Origin of the sequence: Paraburkholderia piptadeniae (assembly GCF_900007165.1) — a bacterium.
GTDB classification, from domain to species: Bacteria; Pseudomonadota; Gammaproteobacteria; order Burkholderiales; family Burkholderiaceae; genus Paraburkholderia; species Paraburkholderia piptadeniae.
Window position 1 is genome coordinate 1 of the sequence record NZ_CYGY02000096.1, and the last position, 22,642, is coordinate 22,642.

17 protein-coding genes and 3 pseudogenes are annotated in these 22,642 nt (G+C 59.4%); 14 read left to right on the forward strand and 6 right to left on the reverse strand.

Going from position 1 to position 22,642, the window contains the following annotated elements; genetic code table 11:
• Positions 1 to 1,201: 1,201 nt before the first annotated feature.
• Positions 1,202 to 1,762, forward strand: a complete 561-nt coding sequence (locus BN2476_RS38710; RefSeq protein ID WP_087739466.1) for a hypothetical protein — start codon at positions 1,202 to 1,204, stop codon at positions 1,760 to 1,762.
• Positions 1,763 to 2,324: 562 nt separating this feature from the next.
• Here the strand turns inward: BN2476_RS38710 and BN2476_RS38715 are convergent.
• The gene (locus tag BN2476_RS38715) at positions 2,325 to 2,705 is read right to left on the reverse strand and encodes an SET domain-containing protein (RefSeq protein ID WP_087739467.1); all 381 of its coding nucleotides are present in this window, start codon (positions 2,703 to 2,705) and stop codon (positions 2,325 to 2,327) included.
• Positions 2,706 to 2,787: 82 nt separating this feature from the next.
• On the opposite strand from BN2476_RS38715, the gene BN2476_RS38720 reads away from it, so the two are divergent.
• Both BN2476_RS38720 and BN2476_RS38725 read left to right on the forward strand, forming a co-directional pair.
• Positions 2,788 to 3,968 (forward strand): IS3 family transposase gene (locus BN2476_RS38720; protein ID WP_087739468.1). Its coding sequence is split into 2 segments (ribosomal slippage): positions 2,788 to 3,052 and positions 3,052 to 3,968, totalling 1,182 coding nucleotides; the frame shifts between segments, so codons are not numbered across the junction.
• Between the two features lie 411 nt (positions 3,969 to 4,379).
• Complete coding sequence (locus BN2476_RS38725; protein WP_087739469.1) at positions 4,380 to 4,658, forward strand: HU family DNA-binding protein; 279 nt, start codon at positions 4,380 to 4,382, stop codon at positions 4,656 to 4,658.
• A 69-nt stretch (positions 4,659 to 4,727) separates the two neighbouring features.
• Here the strand turns inward: BN2476_RS38725 and BN2476_RS45990 are convergent, their stop codons facing one another.
• From BN2476_RS45990 to BN2476_RS50010, 3 genes and pseudogenes are all read right to left on the reverse strand, one after another.
• Complete coding sequence (locus tag BN2476_RS45990) at positions 4,728 to 4,970, reverse strand: hypothetical protein (RefSeq protein ID WP_143811146.1); 243 nt, start codon at positions 4,968 to 4,970, stop codon at positions 4,728 to 4,730.
• A gap of 527 nt (positions 4,971 to 5,497) precedes the next feature.
• Positions 5,498 to 5,761 carry a DUF1488 family protein gene (locus tag BN2476_RS38730; protein ID WP_087739470.1) on the reverse strand — a complete coding sequence of 88 codons (264 nt, stop codon included), beginning with the start codon at positions 5,759 to 5,761 and terminating at the stop codon, positions 5,498 to 5,500.
• Between the two features lie 126 nt (positions 5,762 to 5,887).
• Positions 5,888 to 6,049 (reverse strand): annotated as a pseudogene (locus tag BN2476_RS50010) (site-specific integrase); the annotation flags it as partial.
• A 436-nt stretch (positions 6,050 to 6,485) separates the two neighbouring features.
• Between BN2476_RS50010 and BN2476_RS38740 the strand changes: the two are divergent.
• The 3 genes from BN2476_RS38740 to BN2476_RS38750 all read left to right on the forward strand — a co-directional run bounded on the left by BN2476_RS38740 (position 6,486) and on the right by BN2476_RS38750 (position 9,380).
• Positions 6,486 to 7,445: a tyrosine-type recombinase/integrase gene (locus tag BN2476_RS38740; protein ID WP_218274585.1), complete on the forward strand. Its 960-nt coding sequence runs from the start codon at positions 6,486 to 6,488 to the stop codon at positions 7,443 to 7,445.
• Between the two features lie 353 nt (positions 7,446 to 7,798).
• Complete coding sequence (locus BN2476_RS48800) at positions 7,799 to 8,530, forward strand: tyrosine-type recombinase/integrase (RefSeq protein ID WP_227747361.1); 732 nt, start codon at positions 7,799 to 7,801, stop codon at positions 8,528 to 8,530.
• Positions 8,436 to 9,380 carry a site-specific integrase gene (locus BN2476_RS38750; RefSeq protein WP_265335351.1) on the forward strand — a complete coding sequence of 315 codons (945 nt, stop codon included), beginning with the start codon at positions 8,436 to 8,438 and terminating at the stop codon, positions 9,378 to 9,380. The genes BN2476_RS48800 and BN2476_RS38750 overlap by 95 nt, the downstream gene beginning before the upstream one ends.
• A 114-nt stretch (positions 9,381 to 9,494) precedes the next feature.
• On the opposite strand, the pseudogene BN2476_RS38755 reads toward BN2476_RS38750, so the two are convergent.
• Positions 9,495 to 10,986 (reverse strand): annotated as a pseudogene (locus BN2476_RS38755) (site-specific integrase); the annotation flags it as partial.
• A 352-nt stretch (positions 10,987 to 11,338) separates the two neighbouring features.
• Here BN2476_RS38755 and BN2476_RS38760 point away from each other — a divergent pair.
• The 8 genes and pseudogenes from BN2476_RS38760 to BN2476_RS38800 all read left to right on the forward strand — a co-directional run bounded on the left by BN2476_RS38760 (position 11,339) and on the right by BN2476_RS38800 (position 21,517).
• A complete protein-coding gene (locus tag BN2476_RS38760; protein WP_235851151.1) occupies positions 11,339 to 13,291 on the forward strand; it encodes a recombinase family protein in 1,953 nt (650 codons plus the stop codon).
• Positions 13,180 to 13,719, forward strand: a pseudogene (locus BN2476_RS38765) (substrate binding domain-containing protein); the annotation flags it as partial. The gene BN2476_RS38760 and the pseudogene BN2476_RS38765, both read left to right, overlap by 112 nt.
• Before the next feature lie 399 nt (positions 13,720 to 14,118).
• Positions 14,119 to 14,598, forward strand: a complete 480-nt coding sequence (locus BN2476_RS38775; RefSeq protein ID WP_087739561.1) for an Lrp/AsnC family transcriptional regulator — start codon at positions 14,119 to 14,121, stop codon at positions 14,596 to 14,598.
• A gap of 212 nt (positions 14,599 to 14,810) precedes the next feature.
• On the forward strand, positions 14,811 to 15,854 hold the full coding sequence (locus BN2476_RS38780; RefSeq protein WP_087739474.1) for a zinc-dependent alcohol dehydrogenase family protein: 1,044 nt from the start codon (positions 14,811 to 14,813) through the stop codon (positions 15,852 to 15,854).
• A gap of 474 nt (positions 15,855 to 16,328) precedes the next feature.
• Entirely contained in the window at positions 16,329 to 17,132 is an 804-nt protein-coding gene (proC, locus tag BN2476_RS38785; RefSeq protein ID WP_087739475.1) for a pyrroline-5-carboxylate reductase, read from the forward strand.
• Between the two features lie 302 nt (positions 17,133 to 17,434).
• A complete protein-coding gene (gene ppnP / locus BN2476_RS38790) occupies positions 17,435 to 17,755 on the forward strand; it encodes a pyrimidine/purine nucleoside phosphorylase (protein ID WP_087739476.1) in 321 nt (106 codons plus the stop codon).
• A gap of 696 nt (positions 17,756 to 18,451) precedes the next feature.
• Positions 18,452 to 19,705 carry a MalY/PatB family protein gene (locus tag BN2476_RS38795; RefSeq protein WP_087739477.1) on the forward strand — a complete coding sequence of 418 codons (1,254 nt, stop codon included), beginning with the start codon at positions 18,452 to 18,454 and terminating at the stop codon, positions 19,703 to 19,705.
• 378 nt (positions 19,706 to 20,083) lie between these two features.
• Positions 20,084 to 21,517, forward strand: coding sequence for an amino acid permease (locus BN2476_RS38800; protein WP_087739478.1), 1,434 nt, complete (start codon positions 20,084 to 20,086; stop codon positions 21,515 to 21,517).
• A gap of 131 nt (positions 21,518 to 21,648) precedes the next feature.
• On the opposite strand, the gene BN2476_RS38805 is transcribed toward BN2476_RS38800, so the two are convergent.
• Positions 21,649 to 22,515 carry an AraC family transcriptional regulator gene (locus tag BN2476_RS38805; protein ID WP_328590442.1) on the reverse strand — a complete coding sequence of 289 codons (867 nt, stop codon included), beginning with the start codon at positions 22,513 to 22,515 and terminating at the stop codon, positions 21,649 to 21,651.
• Between the last annotated feature and the right edge of the window lie 127 nt (positions 22,516 to 22,642).

A 22,642-nucleotide genomic window follows, 5' to 3' on the forward strand; every position in this document is an offset into this window, starting at 1 on the left:
GCGTACACGTGTCCATTTAAAAAATAGGTGGACACGATCGTCGCTTCCCTAACACGCTGGTTCAAGGCGACATTGCCGGGCGCTTACGTAGGTTTGTCGGATGTTCGCGAAGGCCAAAAAGGCTAATATCCCTCGTTACGTAGGGCTCGGCCAAGAGCAGACGTTGGTCGGCGGCTTCTGTATTGCTGAGGAGGTGGATATGAATGACGTAGTCGGTCGGCAGGGCGACGTTGAGGTAACGACAACCATCGACAGACTGTATGCACTTGACCGTGCACTCCGAAACGCAGTCGATGGATTTCGTGTGCCCCGGGCCGACCAAAACATGCGGTCGATATTCGAGCGGCGGTTGCGACTGCATCCAGAGTTCGAGCGCGTGGTCGTTGGTGCTGAGTACGAGAGGGCTGCGAGGGAGCTGATAGCCTCAATCGAGGAATCTGCGGCAGGCATCGCTAGGCGCTGTGGCCAGCCTTGGCGACGAGGTCGGCCCGACAGTGGCGGTGCGAGACAAGACCACGTCGGTGGGAAAATTTGGATCCTTGGGGCGGTCGAGTTTCTAATAGAAGAGCGTCCTATTCTGCGTGGAGATATTGAACTTCGCAGGACGGAGCCTATTGCACCAGGCCTTCCAGACGTCGTCGTGGAGTATTTGGTCACTGTACCGGGAACGAGAGACCAACTCACCCGAGAAACACATGGTCACTGGGGCTACCACTATCACTACCTCGACAGCAGAAATCGTCGGTCTGACACTTTGCTAACGTTTGATCGCGATAGCCCGTCGGGCATCATGCCGACGTTGAGTTGGGAGCGGCACGCCGAAGGTCAGAAATTCAAGGCTCGGGCTGCAATGTGGGGGATCGATAAGCGCGAGAGCGTCTACTCCGTTTGTCGCCCTGATACGCTGCGCTTCAGCCTAGGTGATTTCAAACAGCCAGCGTCCGATGCGGAAGTGGTTTGGCCGCTGACTGCGAAAATGCCGGCTATATGCACTGCCTGATTTGTATGCCCATATGTACAGTGACACGCGTAGTCTGGCTTAGGCAGCCTTGGCCTTCGGCTGCACTCCGCCTGACCTGAAAACTGCCCCCGAGTCGTCGGACCAGTGCGCCGGCGACAGGGCTTTCGTCGACTCGCGGCGGGAATCTCCGGCGCAGCGACGCAGCTATTTGGTGCGCGTTGCTCTAATTGAGGAGAGGTTTTGAAAGACGAAGTGCAATCAGGCTATAAGCCTGTACAGGACGATTTGCTGAAGACGTTGGGCTTGGCGGTAATCGCGGGACAGGGCGTCGAACGCCTGATGAGCACCTGCCTGACGTTCGCATTGCACGGCGAGCCACTACAGACCGTGGAACAGTTTCAAGCCTTGCTTGAGCGGCATTCGAAAGCCACCTTGGGGAAACTGCTCAATGCGCTGCGGCAGCGGGTAGATCTTCATCCCGCCTTCGACGACCAGTTGGATCGCTTCCTCCAATACCGCAATGTCATCGCGCATAGGCTACATGACGTGCCCGGCGGTTTGGATCTTCATTCCGATGAAGGCCGGGGAAGGCTAAAGGCTTTCCTGCTCCAGTACATGGATGACGGCCAAAGCGTCTCCATGGTATTGCTGGGCGTGCTGCGGGACTGGGCGCGTCAGGTGGGCATTGATCTTCCCAGTGACCACCATCTGAGCCGGCGGATGCAGCACCACCTTGACGCCAATGTCATGCCGAACCTCGAGGGCTTAATCAGGTCCAAAGGCCGCGGCGCGTATCCATAAGTTTCAAATGCCGGCTAACAGTGTCCCACCTCGCATCGGCATTCAGTGTCTCCAGTGCTTGGCGCTGATGTCGTAGACAGTTGACGGCAGTACCTCGGCCAACTGACCTTCACGTAGGTCACTGTGGCCAAGGCCGCAAACCGTTTGGGATGACCCAGGGTGAGTTCCCCTGCAAGAGCAGACCGGCAGCAACCGCTGCGCAGCAGGCCTTGGCTCCTGACACAGGAAAGACCGAAACGGGTCGTGAGTGTGAGTTCGCGGATGCAGGTTGTTGCGGTCCTCCCGCGCGAGGCCGCCAATGTCAGCAGTCCACCCGACTGCTGACCTTAACAGAACCTGTCTCAATGTCGGCAATGGCCGATAACTCGTCGACGGGTTGTCGGGCGAACGACCGTTGTACCCCGTAAAGCGCCACGGGTAGGAGGATGGAGACCGGCGGCAACGAGTCACCAGCCGCTTACCGGACGGCGTGCGCCACTCTGAAGATTCGCAGTGCCATGCAAAGTCGCTTACGGTAAAGCGGATCGTCCGTCGACGGTGTTCGCACGGTAGCACGCCGTAGTCAGGATGACTCTGCGCGGTGGCCGATCATGGACTGCCGGCACGTGGAGGCGCCACAGTGACATACGTACTGCGCCCGAATGTCCTCGCTGATCTCACCTTCGATCTCAAGGCCATAGTCGATGAACAGCTCATCGCCGGGCTTGATGTCGGTGAGTGCATGAACGTATATGCGATCGCCCGTCTCGATTGCCTCGCAGTTGGGTGCGCACGCATGATTCAGGAAGCGGGCGCTATTGCCGCCGCGACTGCCATCGATCACGCGGCCGTCCGACAGACCAAAGACGAAAGTATGTCCCACGTCGGACCGCTGACGGGCAGCGGCGGGTCGCCACCTGGTTACTTCACCCTTGTACTGAATGAGCCGCTCGCCTGCGGCGATGGGCTGTAGCGCAAAGTGAGCTTGCCCCCGAAAAACGAATCCCTTGCTGAGCGTTTAAACTCATGCAAGGAGAAACAAGAAGATGAGCAAGACAAAGTGGGCGCGATACACGCTCGAATTCAAGCTGGAAGCGGTACGGCTGGTCAAAGCCGGCCAGAGCATTGCGGCGGTGGCTGCGACGCTGGACGTGCCGACCCAATCGATTTCCAACTGGGTCAAGGCTGAGCACGAAGGCAAGCTCGGCGGAGCCGGTACAAAGCCGGTAAGTCCAGAGCAGATGGAATTATCGAGACTGCGTGCCGAAGTGGCCCGCCTGAAGATGGAGCGGGACATACTAAAAAAGGCGTGCGCGTACTTCGCGAAGGAGTCGACGTGAAGTACGCCTTCATCGAACGTAATCGCCGTCATTGGCCGATTTCGGTGTTGTGCGAGGTGCTCGACGTCAGCCCCAGTGGCTATCATCAACGCCGGCAACGTACTGCGCAGGATAAGCCGGGCAGAAGCCGTGTGAGCGACGACGCCCTGCTGGCGCATATCAAGGCAATTCACTCACAGGTCAAGGGCGAATATGGCTGGCCACGCATGTGGAAAGAGCTGCTTGCGCGCGGCGTGCGCGTAGGCAAGGAGCGCGTGCGCAAGCTGATGGCACAGCACGGCATTCGTGCCCGGCACAAACGCAAGTACATTGCGACGACAAACTCGAATCATGGCTTGCCTGTCGCGCCGAACCTGCTGGAGCGCAACTTCACGGCGACGGCGCCGAATCAGGTCTGGACGAGTGACATCACGTATGTTGCGACGGCTGAAGGCTGGCTGTATCTGGCCGTCATCATCGACCTGTTCAGCCGGCAGGTCGTGGGCTGGTCGATGCAGCCACACATGAAGGCCGAGCTGGTTACCGATGCGCTGCGTATGGCGTGGTTCCGCCGCCACCCTGAAGCCGACGTAATCGTTCATAGCGACCGTGGCAGTCAGTATTGCAGCGGTCTGTTCCAGGACACGCTGAAAGCATACGGCATGCGCTCATCGATGAGTCGACGTGGTGATTGCTGGGATAACGCGCCGACCGAAAGTCTGTGGGGTTCGCTGAAAGTTGCACGCCTGCACGGTCGACACTTCCCGACCAAACGTGCGGCAATGGACGAAGTGGTCGATTGGCTCAACTTTTATAACGCGCATCGGCTACACTCGACGCTCAATTACGTCAGCCCCATGACGTTCGAGAAGAACTGGTTCGCCGCTCAGCAAGGTGCGGCCGCATAAATCCCTCGGCTATGGGATTCGTGAAACAGGGGCAAGGTCAAAGAGTCCCTTGCCATGCACCGATGAGCGTCGTGCAGTGATACGTCGCAGTCGCATTGTGTCGTTTCCCTTTAGTACGTCTCGATCTTCGTCAAGCCGTTCAGCTGCGAAGCATATCGCGGCAGCCGTTCGCATTCGACACGTCACATGCATATCACGCAACTAACCGTCAGCCGCTGGCACCTGCTTCCCCAGCTTCGCCAGAACCGCACCGACAGGGACGGGCGGTCAGCGAATTGGTCCGCCTGATAAAGCACATACAGTGGCGATGCCCTTCCGAAAGCCTTGCGGGTTGCGTGGCACCGCACACATGCGATAGGGTGAGCGTCCTGTTCCGCGACGCGCGGGCATTTTTCTAAAGGGAGCTCACACATGAACAGGCAGGAACTCATTGATGCGGTCGCGGCCGGCACGGGCGAAAGCAAGGCCAGCACCGGTGAAGCCATTGATGCCATCATCGAGGCCGTGACGGCCGCCGTGACGCGTGGTGAGACAGTGCAACTCGTCGGCTTCGGATCGTTTTCGACGGGCGCACGTGCCGAGCGTAGTGGCCGTAATCCGTCGACGGGTGAAACCATCACCATCCCCGCAGCGAAGACCGTCAAATTCACGGCGGGCAAGGCGTTCAAGGACGCCGTCAACGCTGCCTGACCCAGGTGTTCATGCGTGCGGCACGCGGCGACGTCTGAACCGGGAGCTCCGTGCGACCTTCAGAGCCGGTCACTGGACCGAACCGGCTAACTGTGTTCGCAGTTCACGCGCTACCTGCTCAAGCAGAGCCGGAATGAGCAGCTGTGCTTCGAGTGATCCCGCGACGCTGTAGCCACCATTGCCCGCAGCATCGATTACGACCATGGCCGTACACGCCGCACCCGTTGCATCTCTGGCGTGGGTGGCAAGCACGCTGAACTGGCCGGGCGTGCCGGGTGTATGTGCCGTGACTTGTGGCTTTCCGTCGCTCATGTTTGGCTCCGCGCTATCCGGTGTTCACCCATCGTACCTTCGCAAAACGCGGGAGGCAGGCGACAGGGTTAGCCAACTGGTCCGAATCCAGGGCCGGCGCATTCAGGATGCGCAGGTGTGAGTCTCGCAGACGACTGGCTGCCGGTAATCGAGGCGCCATCCATCCGTGAACCGTGGCGCCAGCATTTTTCTGTCGTGAGACTGAACGCTGCCAGCTCATCGGGTGTGAGGGCGGTTGCCATGCTCTTGCGATTGCCGCATGCTCCTGCCAGTCGCATAGTCCCCTATTGGCGTTCACCCAGAGGCGGGCCAGTTCAACAAGGTGCGCGATCTTGAGCCAGTCACCCGTTCGTACCAGCGAAACAGGTTCCCCGACCACGAGATAATCGGGCATCTCAACGCGGACGTCATCCTCGCGGCTCAGAGGGTTGACATGATGTCACCAGGACACAGGGACGTTCTGGCCGGAATGCAGCTTCGTTCTGCAGATCTTCGTCGCGTGCAATACACCGTTTCGCGTCTGGCGGTCAGGGGCGCGCGAAATCATCCGGCGTCAGTTCCAGACGCGCAGCGGGATGAGCGCGCAGCTTGCGCTCGGCGATCGCGCGGATGCGCCCGTATCCATCCCGGAACCTCTTCAGGGTCTGAGTCTCACTGGCCTGCGGTTCCAGCCAGAAGTAAGCCTGTAGCGCCGTGAGCGTGATCACGCATTCCACCGTTCCGTTTGCGAGCGCAAACGCGACGCCGCGGCGATTCGCGAGTACGCGAGGTTCGAGATCAATGGTTTCCATAGCTAAAGGGGGCATCGCATCGATACGCGCGACAGATATTTTTGCATACATCGTGCGGTTTCAGGGGCAGGGTCGTCGTTTCCTGCGCCTAAGGATGGCGGCGGATCCGCAGGTAGGCTGACAAGGTCATTTGTGTTTCGCAAAGGCGTCGCTCATCTGCCGCGCCCGCTTGACCTCGTCGCTGTGCAGATAGATCGACGTGGTCGACACCGAGGCGTGCCGCAGGTTGTCGCGCACGGTCGTCAGTTCTGCACCGTGTCCGAGCGCATACGTGGCGTGCGTGTGCCGCCTATCTCTTCAACGAGATAGGCGGCACTATCTTCCCTGCCGGACTATGTCTTGTAAGACTGCGATGCTGCCCCTTTCGGGGCAAATGTGCGAAGCCATATAGAGATAGTCTGAGGCTCCTTTCCGCTGCACCCCAACATCGGGGAAGGAGCTCAACGTGAAGTACGTGATCCATGATCGGGCGGTCCTTTCACGACCACCTGAAGGGCCACTTGCGGCGCCTCTCGTCTTGTTTGCAAGAGCGCTGAGTGATCAGGGATACTGTGCGTATTCCCTGCATCGACAAGTGCGCATTGCAGCCGACTTCAGCAGATGGCTTGCACACAAAGGTATCGGAATACACCACATCTGCACTGACCATGCAACACGGTATTTGCGACATCGCGCACGAATCGTTCGACTGTGCCGCGGAGATCGCGCCGCGCTCGGACATCTCATGGAATTTCTACGCAGCAGGCAGTTGATTCCCGCTGAGAAGGTGCCGGCTTCCCAACTGTCGCCTATTGAGCGAAGTATAGAGGACTACGTAGCGTACTTGCGCGAAGCGCGCGCCCTGACCGAAGCGACCATTCGCAACTACGTGCCCTTTGTCCGCAGTTTCCTGGAGGACTGCTTCGGCAACCAACCGGTCTCGCTTTCCCGTTTGCGCGCGATCGATATCGTGAGATTCGTACGACGTCAGGCACCACGTTTGCACCCGAAGCGAGCGAAGCTCATGACCGCTGGGCTGAGATCCTTTTTGCGCTATGCGAGCTATCGGGGCGACGTGGCGCTCGATCTCGCCGCAGCTGTTCCTGTTGTAGCCAACTGGTCGATGCCTGCGATTCCCCGCGCGATTGCACCGGTTCAAACCCGACGATTGCTTGCAAGCATCGATCGACGAAGCGCGGTTGGTCGTCGCGACTATGCCATTTTGCTCCTGCTTGCCAGACTTGGATTGCGGTCGGGAGAAGTAGCGTTCCTCGAACTCAGCGACATCGACTGGACCAAGGGATGCCTGACTGTTCGCAACAACAGCGGGCTGCGCAACGAGTTGCCCTTGCCCCCTGACGTCGGTAGAGCGATCGCTGCATATCTGAGTCGTGATCGACCGCCCGGCCCCTGTCGGCGGGTATTCTTGCGCTCAAGGGCTCCGTTCACTGGTTTTCGGAGCGCTTGTGCGGTCGGCTCCGTTGTGCGTCATTCGCTCCAGCGCGCTGGCATTGATGCGCCGACTATGGGAGCACACCAATTTCGCCACGGATTGGCCACCGAGATGCTGTACCACGGTGCGTCGCTCGGCGAGATCGGCGAACTCCTTGGACACAGGCACCCACAGACCACGAGGATCTACACGAAGGTCGATATCAAAGCGCTGCGTACGCTGGCCGTGCCATGGCCGGGAGGTGTGCGATGAACACGCTTCGGCAAGCGGTCGAGGAGTACGTTACCGTGAGACGAGCCCTGGGATTCAAGCTGAATGAGGCAGAGAAGGGATTGCGCGACTTTGTCGCGTTCATGGGACGACGCCGCGCCTCGTACATCACGCAATCGCTCGCTCTCGAATGGGCTCAACAACCATCACACCAGCGACCCGCAAGCTGGGCACAGAGGCTGGGCTTTGTCCGTTTGTTCGCGCGCTATCGCAGTGCAACCGATCCACGCACCCAGATCCCAGCACAGGGCCTACTTCCGTTTCGGCCGACGCGGGCACGACCATATCTATATTCGGACAGCGAGATCCGAGCGCTGCTGGACGCAGCACTTCATATGCCATGCAGGTTCGAACGGGATGAACTGCAGCCATGGACGTATCATTGCCTGTTCGGGCTCCTCAGCGTAACGGGTATGCGTCTGGGTGAAGTCAGAAACCTTGAGCTTGAAGACGTCGATCTGACGACAGGAATATTGACGATTCGCGGCACCAAGTTCGGCAAGTCGAGACTCGTGCCTTTACATGCTTCGACCTGCAAGGTATTGGCCGCCTACATTGCACGCCGGGAATGTCTTTGGACCGGGCGAACCGTGTCATCCTACGTGTTCGTTTCCAACAGGGGAAACCGGCTGGACAACAGCGAGATTCATCGCGCCTTTTATCGACTCTCCCGCCAGATTGGGCTGCGCGGCGAATTCGACAGTCACGGGCCACGGCTGCATGACATGAGGCACGTCTTTGCGACGAGAACGCTTTTACATTGGTACCGGTCCGACAGGACCCCGAGCGTCGTCTGCCCATCCTGTCGGCCTACCTCGGTCATGTCCATGTGGCCGATACGCAGTGGTACCTCAACGCTTCGCCGGAACTCATGCGCGAGTCGATGCGCCGACTCGAGCGGCATTGGGAGAACCGCTCATGAACACGTCTGCCAGCTTTGCTTCCCTTCTGGAACGGTTCTTTATACAGCGCCTGATGCAGCAGCGGCAGGCCAGTCCTCACACCATCATCTCGTATCGAGACACCTTCCGCCAGTTTCTGAAGTTCGCCGAGCAACGCCTGCATAAGCCGCCGTCAGGTATGGACTTCAAGGAGATTGACGCCCCGTTGGTCGCGGCGTTTCTGGACGACCTGGAGAAGCACCATGACGTAAGCGTTCGCAGCCGCAATCTCCGCCTCACGGCAATTCACTCGTTCTTCCGGTACGCAGCACTCGAAGCCCCGGAGCATTCCGCACAGATTCAGCGCGTGCTTGCCATTCCCAGCAAGCGCTTCACCCGCACGCTCGTCAACTTCCTGACCCGTCCGGAGGTCGACGCACTCCTTGCCGCGCCAGATCAACGTACCTGGTCCGGCCGACGCGATCATGCCTTCCTGCTGGTGGCTGCGCAGACCGGCCTGCGTTTATCCGAGATGACCGGACTCAAACGCGAGGACCTTGTTCTGGGTGCCGGCGCTCATGTGCGCGTAATCGGCAAGGGCCGTAAGGAACGCTGCACGCCGGTCACGAGGTCTACGCGAGCCGTATTGAAATCCTGGTTGCATGAGCCGCAGCGCGGTGATGGTGATGTGCTGTTTCCGAACGCCAGGGGAGGACGTCTCAGTGTTCACGGCGTGCAGTATCTGCTAAACAAACATCGAGAAGCGGCCTCAAGAGTGTGTCCCTCCTTGAACAAGAAGCGGATCACTGTCCACTGCTTGAGGCATACGGTGGCTATGGACCTTCTTCAATCGGGCGTTCCTCGCTCAGTGATTGCGTTGTGGCTCGGGCACGAATCGGTAGAAACAACGCAGATCTATCTCGAGGCGACGCTTGCAATGAAGGAGCAGGCCCTTGCGAAGATGTCGCCGCTACGCGGCAAGGCGGGGCGCTTCCGCCCGACAGACCAACTGCTCGGCTTTCTGAATAGCCTGTAGGGTCACGAAACTATGTTGGGTGATCGGGGCGATGCTTCTGTTCTGAGGCGCGCAATCCTTGGGCCAATATGAACTCTCATCGATATCGCCCGACATAGTCCGGCAGGGAAGATAGTGCCGCATCCAGTGCGGGCTCGCGCGGCGCAGCTTCTCCGCGAGGGGCGGGTGGTCAGTCTGGATCGCATTGGCGGCAAGCAGCAGAAAGCGCTCGGGGACGCCCCACAGTCGCACGCTGCTGATCGCCGCGTCACTGTCCGCTTCGAGGCTGCCGATGATCGGGGTGTCCGGACGCCAGCGTACTGCCGAAACCGGCAGGCGTCGTTCGGCCAGATAGCGGGCCAGGGCTTCCCACGCGAGCGGCGGCAGCGCCACCCGCGCCATCTTGCCGCCTTTGCCGGTGACGCGCAGCCAGTGCTCGCCGCGTGCGTCCGTCTCGACGTGACCAAGCGTCGCGCCGACCAGTTCACCCGCGCGCAGGCCCGTTGCAACGCCGAAATCGAGCAGGAAGCGAAGCCGCTGCGCGGCCGGAACCGCCCAGCCGTAAGACCATTCAAGCCCGTCGGCGATCGTGCGCATCAGCGTCCATTCGCCGTCGGTAAAGGCGCGCGAGGCATCGAGTGCCGTTGCGGTATGTCCGCCGCGCACCTTGATGCCCGCAAACGGATTGGCCAGCACGTAGCGCTGTTCGACGAGCCAGCGGAACAGCGCGCCGAGAATCGACAGTGCGTGCGCGACCGAGCGCGCGGACAGGCTGCCGTTGAAGGGCCGCCATTCGGGCGACGTGCGGGGCCGTACCGGGCCGATCCAGCGAGCGCGAGGCGAAGGGTGCCGCAGGAAACCCCGATACGCGATGGCATCCTCGGTGGTGAGCGACGACAGCGCGCGGCCGCGCTCGACGATGGCCCACAGGATCAGCCGCTCGGCTTCCTTGCGGTACGTTCGCTGCGTGGCCGGCGACTCGTGCAGCGACAGCCAGGTCTGCACCGCTTCGTAGTCGTTGGCGGCATCGAGCGTGCAGGTCGCGCGCGGCGCCCGGAACGTGCCGTCGGAGCCGTCGACCTCGTGCGGCAGTTTGAGAGTTTCCCACGGTACGACGTCGCCAGCGCTGGCTGGCGACGATCAAGGCACGCGCTTTTTCGGTGAGGCCGGGCCACGCGGCGAAAAACGCCTCGATTGAGCGGGCGCTTGCGGCGCCCAGTCCCGGCACGGCCTTCCACCACTGACGGCGGCGCGGAATGCGCACGGTCAGATCAGCGAGCGTCCGGATGCCATGCGCGTGCAGTACTCGCACGGAACGCGGGGTGAACCACTGCGTGATGTCGTCGGCGGTCTGCGGCTCCGGTGGCCGCGCCATGCGCAGCGTCTCGATGGCCTGTGCGACGGCTTTCGCATGCTGCTCGCGTTCCGACGCCGAATGGCTGAGGAGTGCTACGAGATCGTCGCGATGGGCCGTGCGCGCGACATCCAGCAGCTTGCTGCGGATGCGCCCGAGGACGCCGCGGGCCGATTGCCCGTTACCGAGTGCGGCGGGCAGGTAACGCGCCACGGCCTGCCGTACGGGCACGCCGGCGTACCAAGCGCGCAGCACGGCGAGTCTGCCCCGGATGCGGGGTACACCCCAGGGCGGTGTGGTAGCTCCGGCAACAACATAGCAAACTCGCGGGTAATATGGGGCCTTCGCATGTCGAGGGAGTGTCTGGCGCCATGGTCCAGAGAACGTCCTGCCATTGATGCGGTTCTCGTGCTTGAGGCCGTTGCTCCCGCTAACCGGGAGCCCAATCGATGACACGGAGACGAAGCAAACACTGGCGAGTACGTCTCGCTTTTGAGCCGAACCGCTATTCCAGCGAACAACTGGAGAAGGCCTACGAGCAGCTCAGTCCGATCGATGCCCGAAGCACGAAGCGTTCATCGAACGCAAGGCCTGCGACGGTGATGGCTATGAAGCGAGGCAAACGATGAGCAACGTTGCCATGGTCGCGTTTTACGCGCGCGTGTCATCCGAGCAGCAAAGCAAACGCGGCACGATAGACAGCCAGATCGCTGCATTGAAAGAGCGTATTCAGGCCGACGGTGCGCAGATTGTGGAGGACATGTGCTTTGTTGATGCCGGGGTGAGCGGCGCAACGCTGGTCAGGCCGCAACTGGAGCGCCTGCGCGACGTCGCCGCGCTCGGGACGATCGATCGGCTGTACATCCTCTCGCCGGACCGCCTGGCGCGTAAATATGCGCACCAGGCGCTGCTGATGGAAGAGCTCTCCTCGTGCGGCGTACAGGTGGTGTTTCTCAATCATGCAATTGGCACAACACCGGAAGAATCACTGCTGCTGCAGATGCAGGGCATGATAGCGGAGTACGAGCGGGCAAAAATCGCAGAGCGTCACCGCCGCGGCAAGCTTCACGGTGCGAAACGCGGTACGGTCAATGTGCTATCAGGGGCGCCTTATGGCTACCGCTACATCCGAAGACAGCTCGACGGGACGCCAGCCCGGTACGTCATCGAACTGCCGCAAGCCGCCACGGTGAAAGCGATCTTCGAGTGGGTCGGGCTGGAGCGCCTGAGCCTCGGAGAAGTGATACGTCGGCTTGGCGAGGCCGGTACGGTGACGGCATCGGGCAAGCCGTACTGGGACCGCAGCGTGGTATGGGGCATCTTGCGTAATCCGGCGTACATGGGGCGGGCCGCGTTCGGCAAAACGCAGGTGTGCGATCACCCGGTGCGCGTGCGTGCCCAGCGTCACAGCGCCGACGTGCCCAGGAAACCCTATTCAGCGAAACGTGCGGACCGGCAGGAGTGGATCGAAATTCCTGTGCCGGCGATCATCAGCGAAGCACTATTCGAAATCGTTCAGGAGCAGCTTGCCGAGAACCGCAAGCTGGCGCGCCAGCGCCGGGATAATGCGACGCTGCGCCTGCTGCAGGGGCTCACTGTTTGTGGACAGTGCCGTTACGCCTATTACGCGAAGAAAGTGAGCAAGGCTGCAGCCAAAGGACATCAGCGGGATTACGCCTATTACCGCTGCGTTGGAACCGACGCTTTCCGATTCGGGGGCGAACGTATCTGCGACAACCCGCAGGTACGAACGGACAAGCTCGACGAGCTGGTATGGAATCAGATCGTCGAATTGCTTAGAAATCCAGATCGACTGAAAGAAGAGTATGAACGCCGACTTGACGTGATGGAGCGTAACGAAAAGTGCGGCTTCGACACCGCCAGCCTGGAAAAGCAGCGGCTTCAGCTCGAAAAGGGCAAATCGCGGCTGATCGACAGCTACGCCGACGGTATCATCGACAAGACCGACTTCGAGCCACGGATGCAGCAATTGAAGAGCCGGCTCGAACAGATTGAACAGCAGATCCAGGAATCACGGCGCCACGGAGCGATGCAAAGCGAACTGTTTCTGGTCATCAACCGGCTCGAGGAATTTGCAGCCGCTGTCACTGAAAAGCTTGATGCGATTGATCTTGAAACGAAACGCAAGATCGTTCTGGGCCTGGTCAAGCGCGTCGAAATCCACAAGGACGAAATCGTCGTTGTGTTCCGTGTCGATCCGCAGCCCCCGGTTCGCGGCAGCGAAAATTCGAACGACTCAGACGAAGGAGCGAAAAGTATGCAACATTGTAGGCGGCGTAATCAGCCCGATCTTGATGAATCTGTTTATGCACTATGCGTTCGATACGCGGAAGCAACTCTGGTATGGAGTGGTAGGTTTGCTCGCGTTTCTCGCGATTTTAAAGATATTCTTCTGACTGCCTGCCCAAGGCCAGCGCAATTCGCATCTTCATCCATCCCGCCAAGGGTTCACGTCGTCGGGCCGTGGTGGCCGCGTGGTCACTACCCGATTCGGACCTCGGATCGCACATGCTCGGCTCGACCTTCAGCATCCTATGCGCGTCGCCGGACTACGTGAAGCGACACAGCGTGCCTGTCTATCCACGTGATCTCGGTGCGCATGCGTGCCTGTCGTTACAGACGCCCGCATTCCCGACGCACGAATGAGTGCTTGAAGGGCCCGGTGGTATCGATCGGATGCACGTATCGGGACCAGTACAGACCAATACGGCCGAATCGCTTGCGCTCGCGATTCGAGACGGTATCGGGGTCGGCATACTACCGGTGTACTCGGCGCTCGATGCGCTGCGCGACGGTACGCTCGTGCGAGTATTGCCCGACCACGTCCTGCAGAAGATGAACGTGTATGCGTTGCATCCATCGCGCAAATTCACCGATGCGAAGGTGCGGACTTGGGTGGAGTTGCTTCGCGCACAGGTGCCGGAGATGATCGCGCGCGACGTCGAGGCTTTGAACGCGATTGCCCGCGAACCGAACGCGGCCTGACCGTGAATACGTCGAACGCCGGTTACAGCAATCCGATTTGCCTTGCGACGATTTTTCGTCATGGGTGGTGGCAACTCGGTCATTTTTCGACGGTTACACGAGAGTGCTGGACGTCGCGCGAAGGCCTCGCTGCCGCCGCCGCGCGATGGAAGGCGTTAAGCACTCTTCTGAGCATGACTTTCCTCAATTCGGGCGTGGGCTGGATGTCGGTGTAGGTCCCGATGGGGTGTGCGCAAGCGTTCTCCACTCATGGAAGGGATTAAGGGAGAGCACGACCCCAGGAGTGCCAACGAGGTAGTCCACGACCCACCTTGGTCGGGCCACCGCGAGCGCGCAGCGCGGAGCGGCCTTTGATAGACTCCTTCGTAATTGACTAAAATTTTGAAAGGAGCTTTCATCGTGGACCCTCTTGACAGAGTTGACGCTGAGATTGTTCAAAGATTGCAGATGGACGGGCGTCTGTCGAATACAAAATTAGCGGAGGAATTGCATCTAAGCGACGCTTCATGTTGGCGGCGTCTGAGACGGTTAGAAGAGCAGGGGGTAATTCAAGGGTATGAAGCGATCGTCAACCGTCGGAAGGTCGGATGTGGGGTCGTAGCATTCGTGCAGATTGTATGCACGCAACATGGCGATGAGGTAACTGCGGCCTTTGAAAGAGCAATTCTTGCCTGCCCACAGGTGCTTGCCTGCCACAACACGACTGGCGAGGCTGATTTCCTTCTACAGGTTGTTGCTAGGGACCTTGATGATTACAGCCGCTTCGTTGAGCGAGTGTTGCGAAAGTTGCCGGGCGTTTCAAGCATCCGGTCGAATTTGTCTTTGCGGGAATTGAAGGAAACGCACCAGCTGCCTATCGCGAATCTGATCGGATTGTGAGTAGGCCGGCGACGCGGCTGCGCGGCGGCCTCGACGTTGAGCTGAACCGTCACAATTCCAGGCTGGCGCCCAACGAGGCTGCAAGAAACTTTCAGCCGACGGGATGCCGTGAATGATTCTTTCATAATCTGACCCGCCTCCGACAAAATCTGAAAAGCTTTTTCCACGGAAGTCTTCAAAATATCTGCAGCATTCCTTTGGAGACAGCGAGTATGAAAGCGGTAGTTTACGAGTCCTTTTCCACTGCCCCCCGGCTGCAAAACGTCCCCGATCCTGTTCCGGAAGACCACGGTGTCGTGGTGAAAATCATGGCGACCGGCGTTTGCCGGAGTGACTGGCACGCTTGGGTTGGGCACGATCCTGATATTGTGCTGCCCCACGTTCCGGGACACGAACTGGCCGGCGTCGTCGCGGCCGTCGGCAAAAACGTGAAGCGCTGGAAAGCAGGTGACCGCGTGACCGTTCCGTTCGTGGCAGGGTGTGGGCACTGTCCAGAGTGCCACTCCGGCAATCAGCAGGTCTGCGACCACCAGTTTCAGCCGGGCTTTACGCACTGGGGATCGTTTGCCGAATACGTTTCTATCCACCGTGCAGACCTCAACCTGGTGGCACTGCCGGACTCCCTTGGCTTTGACACAGCGGCCAGCCTAGGATGCCGCTTTGTTACGTCCTTCCGTGCCGTCGTCGATCAAGGAAAAACGTCCGCCGGGCAATGGGTGGCAGTTCATGGCTGCGGGGGCGTCGGTCTCTCGGCAATCATGATCGCGAACGCTATTGGTGCCAATGTAATCGCAGTAGACATCGCAGAGGACAAGCTGAAACTCGCTCGCGAGCTGGGGGCCGTGGCCACGGTCAACGCTGCAAATGGCGGGAATGTTGTTGAGCAGGTTCGGGAACTGACGCGCGGTGGGGCCCACGTATCACTTGACGCACTCGGCCATTCTGCGACCTGCGCAAACTCGATCAACAGCCTGAGGAAGCGCGGAAAACACGTTCAGGTGGGTTTGATGCTTGCCGAGCACAGCACGCCAGCAGTCCCGATGGGCAAGGTGCTGGCCAACGAGCTCGAGATCATCGGAAGCCACGGCATGCAGGCGTACCGCTACGACGTGATGCTCGACATGATTCACTCGGGCAAGCTTGCACCCGAGAAGTTGATTGGAAAGCGGATCAGTCTCAAGGAGTCCATCGAAGCTTTGATGCGTATGGATGAATTCCAAGCCGCTGGCGTGACAGTCATTACAGAGTTCCAGTAGGCTGGCCGATTGAACCGCCTTCGGGCGGCGTTAGTTCACTGAAGGTAGCGTCCACGACCACTCGTTCAGGAAAGCCGGCTGCATGGCTTAGCGCAAAACGCGAGCCCGCGTTCGCGGCGTGCTGCGGCGGCTGTCTCGACTACGCGCTCGCGGACGCCCCGGCCGTCCTGCCGGGGCTGACGGGCGAACGCAACACCTACGCGCTCTCGGTGCGCGGAACGGTGCCGTGCGTGCCACCGACGGCGCACGCTCACCAACGGCGACGAGGACTGCACGCTTGAGCGCCTGCTCAGAGAGCGTTCGGTGACCACGGCAGCAGGAGGCTATGAGGCCTTGATGACACTCGCATAGGCGCCAAAAACCAATCGTGTCGGAGCGGTCAGGGGTTTGTGCTCCTGTAAGTTGGAGAAGCTATTTGGACGGGTCCCTCGCGGACGAGGGAGGCATCAGTCAAACTATGGGAGAGAGAGCTGTATGGCAAGAAGCATTGCGTTTGTCGGTGGCGGAAATATGGCCCGCGCGCTCATTGCGGGTCTCGCATCGAGTGACCAGTGGCAAATTCACGTGGTTGACCAGGAAGAGCCATTGCTTGAATCCTTGCGCGCGGAATTCAAGTGCTCAGTATGCAACGTCATCGACGAGCAGATCGGCGAGAACGACATCATCGTTTTGGCTGTGAAGCCGAATGTGGTGCCGGATGTTTGCCTCAAGCTTGAACCGCTGCTCAAAAATCAATTGATAGTGAGCGTTGCGGCTGGTGTCAGCACGAGCAGTACCTCCGGTTGGTTGGGGGGCTACTCCAGAATCGTCCGGGCAATGCCCAATACCCCCGCTCTTGCGAGGGCTGGCATGACTGGACTGTTCGCGACGCCACAGGTTGAGATCGCATGGCGAGCTGTCATGGACGAATTGTTCTGCTCCGTTGGGGAGATACTCTGGTGCACAGCCGAATCCGATATCGACGCCGTGACAGCGATCTCGGGCAGCGGCCCCGCGTACGTTTTCTATTTCGTAGAGGCTATGATTGAAGCCGCTAGGCAGTTTGGTTTCTCCCAATCTGACGCTATGAGCCTTGCGACCCAGACCTTTTGTGGCGCCATGAAGTTGCTCGCGGTCTCGGAAGAGTCGCCCGAAATCCTGCGTCAGCGTGTAACTTCGAAGGGAGGCACTACAGCCGCGGCGATTAGCGCGCTGGAATCGCACGGAGTGAAAGATGCGATCGTCAAGGCCGCACAAGCGGCGCGCCATCGAGCAATTGAATTGAGCGAGGGAAAGTAAATCTTGGCACGTCGCGGCGAGACCATCCTGAATGGAGCCGCGAGTTGCGGCGATCCGGATTGCAGAGCAACGACTGCATGTGGAATAAGCGTTGAAATGCAAACAAGGAGCGTGCGGACAACTGCGTTGAATCTTGACAACTGCCGAACTTCTCCAAATTGAACAATAACACCGACTCCTCACCGTCAGAATGATGACCGGATATGGACCGGTCGATGTAGCGCTCTTGATACGCGGGTGATCCTTAATGCGCCAGACCCGCCCAATCTCATCTCATCACCAATGCTCACAGGAAGGTCGTCATGACACTCGACACTCAATTCAATCAGGTTTCCGTTATCAAACGCGCCAACGTTTACTTTGACGGCAAGTGTGTTTCGCATACTGTGCTGTTTGCCGACGGGACTCGGAAGACGCTCGGCGTCATCTTTCCCGGAACGCTAAATTTCGGCACCGAGGCACCCGAAGTTATGGACGTGCAGGCCGGCAAATGTCGCATCCGCATAGAAGGCGACGGCGAATGGCACACCTACAGCGCCGGTCAGTCGTTCGCAGTGCCCGGTAACAGTCGCTTCGACATCCACGTGATCGAAACGCTTGACTACGTCTGCAACTACTTGTGACGTCGAATGCTCGTGCGGAGCGCGTCGGTAGTTTGGGACTTTACATCACGGATGCTGGCCGTCGTAGTGCGTCACCTAGGTTCACTGCCAAGCCAGACGTCCCACTCACATCGCTGGAACGGTATTCGCGTATCGTCGACGACAGGTTGCCCGCAGTAGCGCGGTATGCGGCCCGTCGCGCGCCGGTTCGGCTTTTTCACAACCTATGCAGCGCGCGCTAACCGTACAATCCCTCGACAAAACGGACGCGAACCAGGAACGCGACGCACGCGTCGGAGAGTGAAGGAAATGACACCGGTATTGTTTCACGTGGTAAGGCATGCGTGCACTTTGCGACGTATCTCGACGCGGGCGGCACTCACAAGTAGGCGGAAGCAATCAGGTCGGAGTTGATAGACAACGCTTTGTTCGGTCGGCAGGCGCGCAGGTCGTGGTCGACAGCCAACCTGATCGAGCAACTGAAGGCATTTTTGGAGAATCGAAAACGGTGGAAGCGGTTGCAACCGTCGCCGTATTCAACATGGTGTCGCGATTCATCGTCGCGCTCGCCGTCTGAAACCCTTCTCACACAAGGCCGACCGGCATTCATGAGCTATGCTCACTGCTCCATGAGAACATACCATTGTTGCCCAGAATTTCGCGCTGCTACTCTAGCCGCAATTCGAGGTCACGCCGCCGGCGTGCCGTCTATTGCGGATGGAAGTCATCGTGAAGCTTCATTGTGAAATGCCCGTAAGCGGCGCCGCAGGTGCCGGAAAAGTCGGTTCGATTTTCGACGAAGTTATCGACCGCAAAAGCTCCAATTCGCTGAAGTGGGCGTTTAGCGAAAGCTTGCTCACAGCAGAGGAGTTCGCGGCCGACCCGTTGCCGATGTGGGTCGCGGATATGGACTTCCGGGCGCCGCGAGTCGTCATCGATGCACTGCATGAGGCCGTCGAGTTCGGTGTATTCGGGTATTCGCGCGGAGCGACCGAAAGCTACGTCGCCGCGGTAACGGGCTGGCAGGCAAAGCGCTTTGGCTGGGAGGTCCCGAGCGAATGGGTGCTTCAATCCAGCGGCATCATCACCGCGTTGAAAACGGCCATTCAGGCATTTTCTTCACCGGGCAACTCGGTCCTGATTCAACCGCCCGTGTATGCGCATTTTCACGACGATGTCCTGCTGAACGGGCGCCAGCTGACCTATGCGCCGCTCGAGCGCACGGGAACCGTATATCGCTTCGACGAAAAGGCGTTCGAGGCAGCGATCAGGCACAACACGAAACTCTTCATTCTGAGCAATCCGCACAATCCGACGGGCAACGTCTGGTCAGAAGGCGAACTGCGTACGATGGGGGAAATTTGCCTGCGGCATGGCGTGCTCGTGGTCTCGGACGAGATTCACCAGGATCTCATTGTGAATCCATTCAAGAAACACATCCCATTTGCGTCGCTCGGGAAAGCGTTTGCGGAGAACAGCATCACCTGCACGGCGCCGAGCAAGACCTTCAACCTGCCGGGACTTCAGAGCGCCAATCTCTTCGTACCCAACCGCTGCGTTCGCGAGGAATTGCGTCGGCAGTTTGACAGGAACATGTACTCATCCGTCAACACGCTGGGGATGGTCGCGGCCGAAGCTGCTTATTCTCGCGGTGAGCCGTGGCTCGAAGAATTGCTGCGGTATCTGCGTGAAAATCACGCGTACTTCCGAAATGCGGTCCACGGCCTCACGTCGAAGATCGAGGTTCTACCTGCCGATTCGCTCTACCTCGCCTGGATGGACTGCCGGGGACTCGCGATGGACCCTGATGTCCTCAAACATTTCATGTTGATCGACGCGCGGCTCTGGCTGGATAACGGGCCGAAGTTCGGCATCGAGGGGCATGGGTATATGCGTGCAAACCTTGGCTGTCCGCGTTCCACGCTGGACGAAGCAATCCGCCGCCTGACGACCGCGCTCGCTGAACTCTGAACTGCTGGAGCGCGCCAGATCTCGTCCCATGAAGGCGCGCGACCAAAACACAGTGCTGAAAGTAGCCCGTGGCACACGACCATCGTGCACGGTGCGCTCCTTTAGACGACCTGACTCGAACAGCCGCGATTGACCCTGACCATCGGGGCTAGAGAACCGATGTATGCCATGACCTGAGAGAACACGGCATGCAGTCGGGACATCGGCTTCACAAATCACGAGGTCGATGCAACGGGAGATGAGGTTTGAGGTTTGAGGTTTGAAAAAAATAGTAGTGCGTAGCGGTATTCGCACGGACAAACACCACATCTGAGATCAGCGTTTCAACGATCTTTAAACCTAAAAAAACTACAAACGATTAATTTCTTTGGAGGTGACATGAGCAAGAGCATCGAGGTACAGACATACGAGCGGGAAGATCTGAAAAGAGATCTTAAGAACCGCCATATCCAGATGATTGCCATTGGCGGCGCAATCGGCACAGGACTGTTCTACGGATCTTCCTGGGCAATCAGAACAGCTGGCCCGGCCATTCTGCTGGTCTTTCTGCTTGCCGCTATCGCCATCTACTTCGTCATGCGCGCACTCGGTGAAATGGCCGTGGAAGAGCCGGTGTCCGGTTCGTACGTGTCGTATTCGAACCGCTACATTCACCGCTTCGCAGGCTTTCTGAACGGTTGGAACGCATTCATCTTTCTGCTGGCCACCAGTGCGGCCGACCTGAATGCTTTGGGCAATTACGTTCATTTCTGGTTCCCGCACATTCCGATCTGGGTGACGGCCGGCACCGCGGTATCGCTGATGTTTGTCGTCAATATCATCGGCGTCAAGATATACGGCGAGGCGGAGTTCTGGTTCTCGCTCGTCAAGGTGATCGCGATCGTCGCGATGATTATCTTTGGCGTCGGCATGATCGTGTTTGGCATCGGCAACAACGGTGTGCCCATCGGTTATCACAACCTCGTCGGCCACGGCGGATTCTTTGCCAAGGGGGCGAGCGGCACATTCCTCGCGGTGGTGATGGTCGCGTTCTCGTTCGGCGGCGTCGAAAATCTCGGTCTTGCCGCCGGCGAAGCGAAGGACGTCAAAACGACGATGCCGAAGGCCGTCAATGCGACGTTCTGGCGACTGCTGATTTTCTACGTCGGTGCGATCGCAGTTCTGCTGATGGTTTTCCCGTGGACGTCGTTGACGACGAAGGGTAGCCCGTTCGTCGAGGTCTTCACGAAGATCGGCATTCCGGCCGCAGCGAGCATCATGAATCTGGTCGTGATCATGGCGGTGCTGTCGGCAGTCAACGCGAGCGTGTTCACCAACAGCCGCACGTTCTACAACCTGTCGCTGCAGAAGAACGCGCCGGCCTTTCTCGGCGTCACCAATTCACGCAAGGTGCCGCACCGTGCAATCCTTATGGTGTTTGCCGCGATGTTCGCGGGCGTGCTGCTGAACTACATCATGCCTGAGCAGGCGTTCGAACTCTTTTCTTCGGTGACAGTGTTCGCGCTGGTCTGTGCATGGGGTTCCATCGTCATCAGCCATCTCAGGTTCCGGAAGCTGAAGATCCAGAACGGCGAAGAAGACCAGATCGCGTACCGGATGCCGTTCTACCCATACAGCAACTACATCGCGCTCGCGTTCGTGGTGGCGGTGCTGGTCGGTATCGCGATCCTGCCGGATATGCGCATGTCGCTGGTTGTTTCGGCCGTCTGGGTGCTGGTCGTGTATGCGGCCTACCGGTTCTACGTCCGCAAAGACACGTCTCAGGCGCGTGACGAAGTCGATGCCGTCAAGCCCGAGGATCAGCTGGCCTGACGGCCACCCGACCCCCGCGCGGAGCGTCGAATCGATTTCGCGACTTCATTAAGCCTATGAGGGCGGACTGCCACGGACCACCGTGGCAGCCGCCCTCAATGCATTGGCGCATGCCGTGCACTTGTTTGCCATCATTCGCTGCCGACCCGGGCGGTCGGCGACGCGGACCGGTTTCCCACTTCCTCGCCACGACCGCGCATATACGCCTGCGGGCTACTGCCCATCTCGAGACGAAACGCATATACGAACGCCGATGTCGAGCCGTAGCCAAGCTCCATCGCTGTGCGGGTGACGCCCATGCCGCCGCCAAGCAGTTCGATCGCCCTGAACAGCCTCATTCGGCGGCGCCATGACCGCAAGCTCATGCCCGTCTCGCTGACGAAACGTCGCGCCAGCGTACGGGCCGACATTCCCAGGACGCACCCCCAGTCTTCCGGTCCACGCGGGTCTGCCGGATCTGAATAAAGCGCTTCGCAAAGCGTCGCGAGCGCGCCGTCTCTCGGCCACGGCAACGCCGTCGGCAGAGGCCGCGTTCGCCGGAGCTGGTCGAGAATGAGATGGGTGATTCGACCGGCGTAGCCGTCATCGTCTTGCCGTCCCTCGATGGCCGCCGCTTCGATGATGAGTGCCTTCAGCAGCGGCGAAACAGCGAACACCATCGGAGCCGTGCCTGAGAGCGCGCGACCGGTCTCTTCGGCTATCCACAGACTGCGAAACTCAGCGCCGAGAAGTGAGCCCACTTTGTGACGGAGCCCGGTCGGCAGCCACACGGCCTGCTCCGGGGAGATCACGAGCGACCCGCCTTCCGATATCACCGTCAACGCTCCGGAAATCGCGTAGACCATCTGATGCCAGCGATGCGAGTGCTCCGGAAAGAAGTGACGCGCCGGGATGAACTGCGCGCGGACTGTCAGCGGTGCAGGGGATATGGCGTCCGCCGGGGCTTCGATTGTTTCCCAGTTCATGTCGTTCGTCCGATTGGCAGATGTTCTATACATTTTGACTACCAGTCGAAATACTGTCACGGGAAAACCTGGTTTAATGACAGTCCCGCGTATTGATGCGCGACAGGGCCGACCGCAGCCGACAGCCGCGCCCGATTGCTAACAAATTTCCGGAGTAACC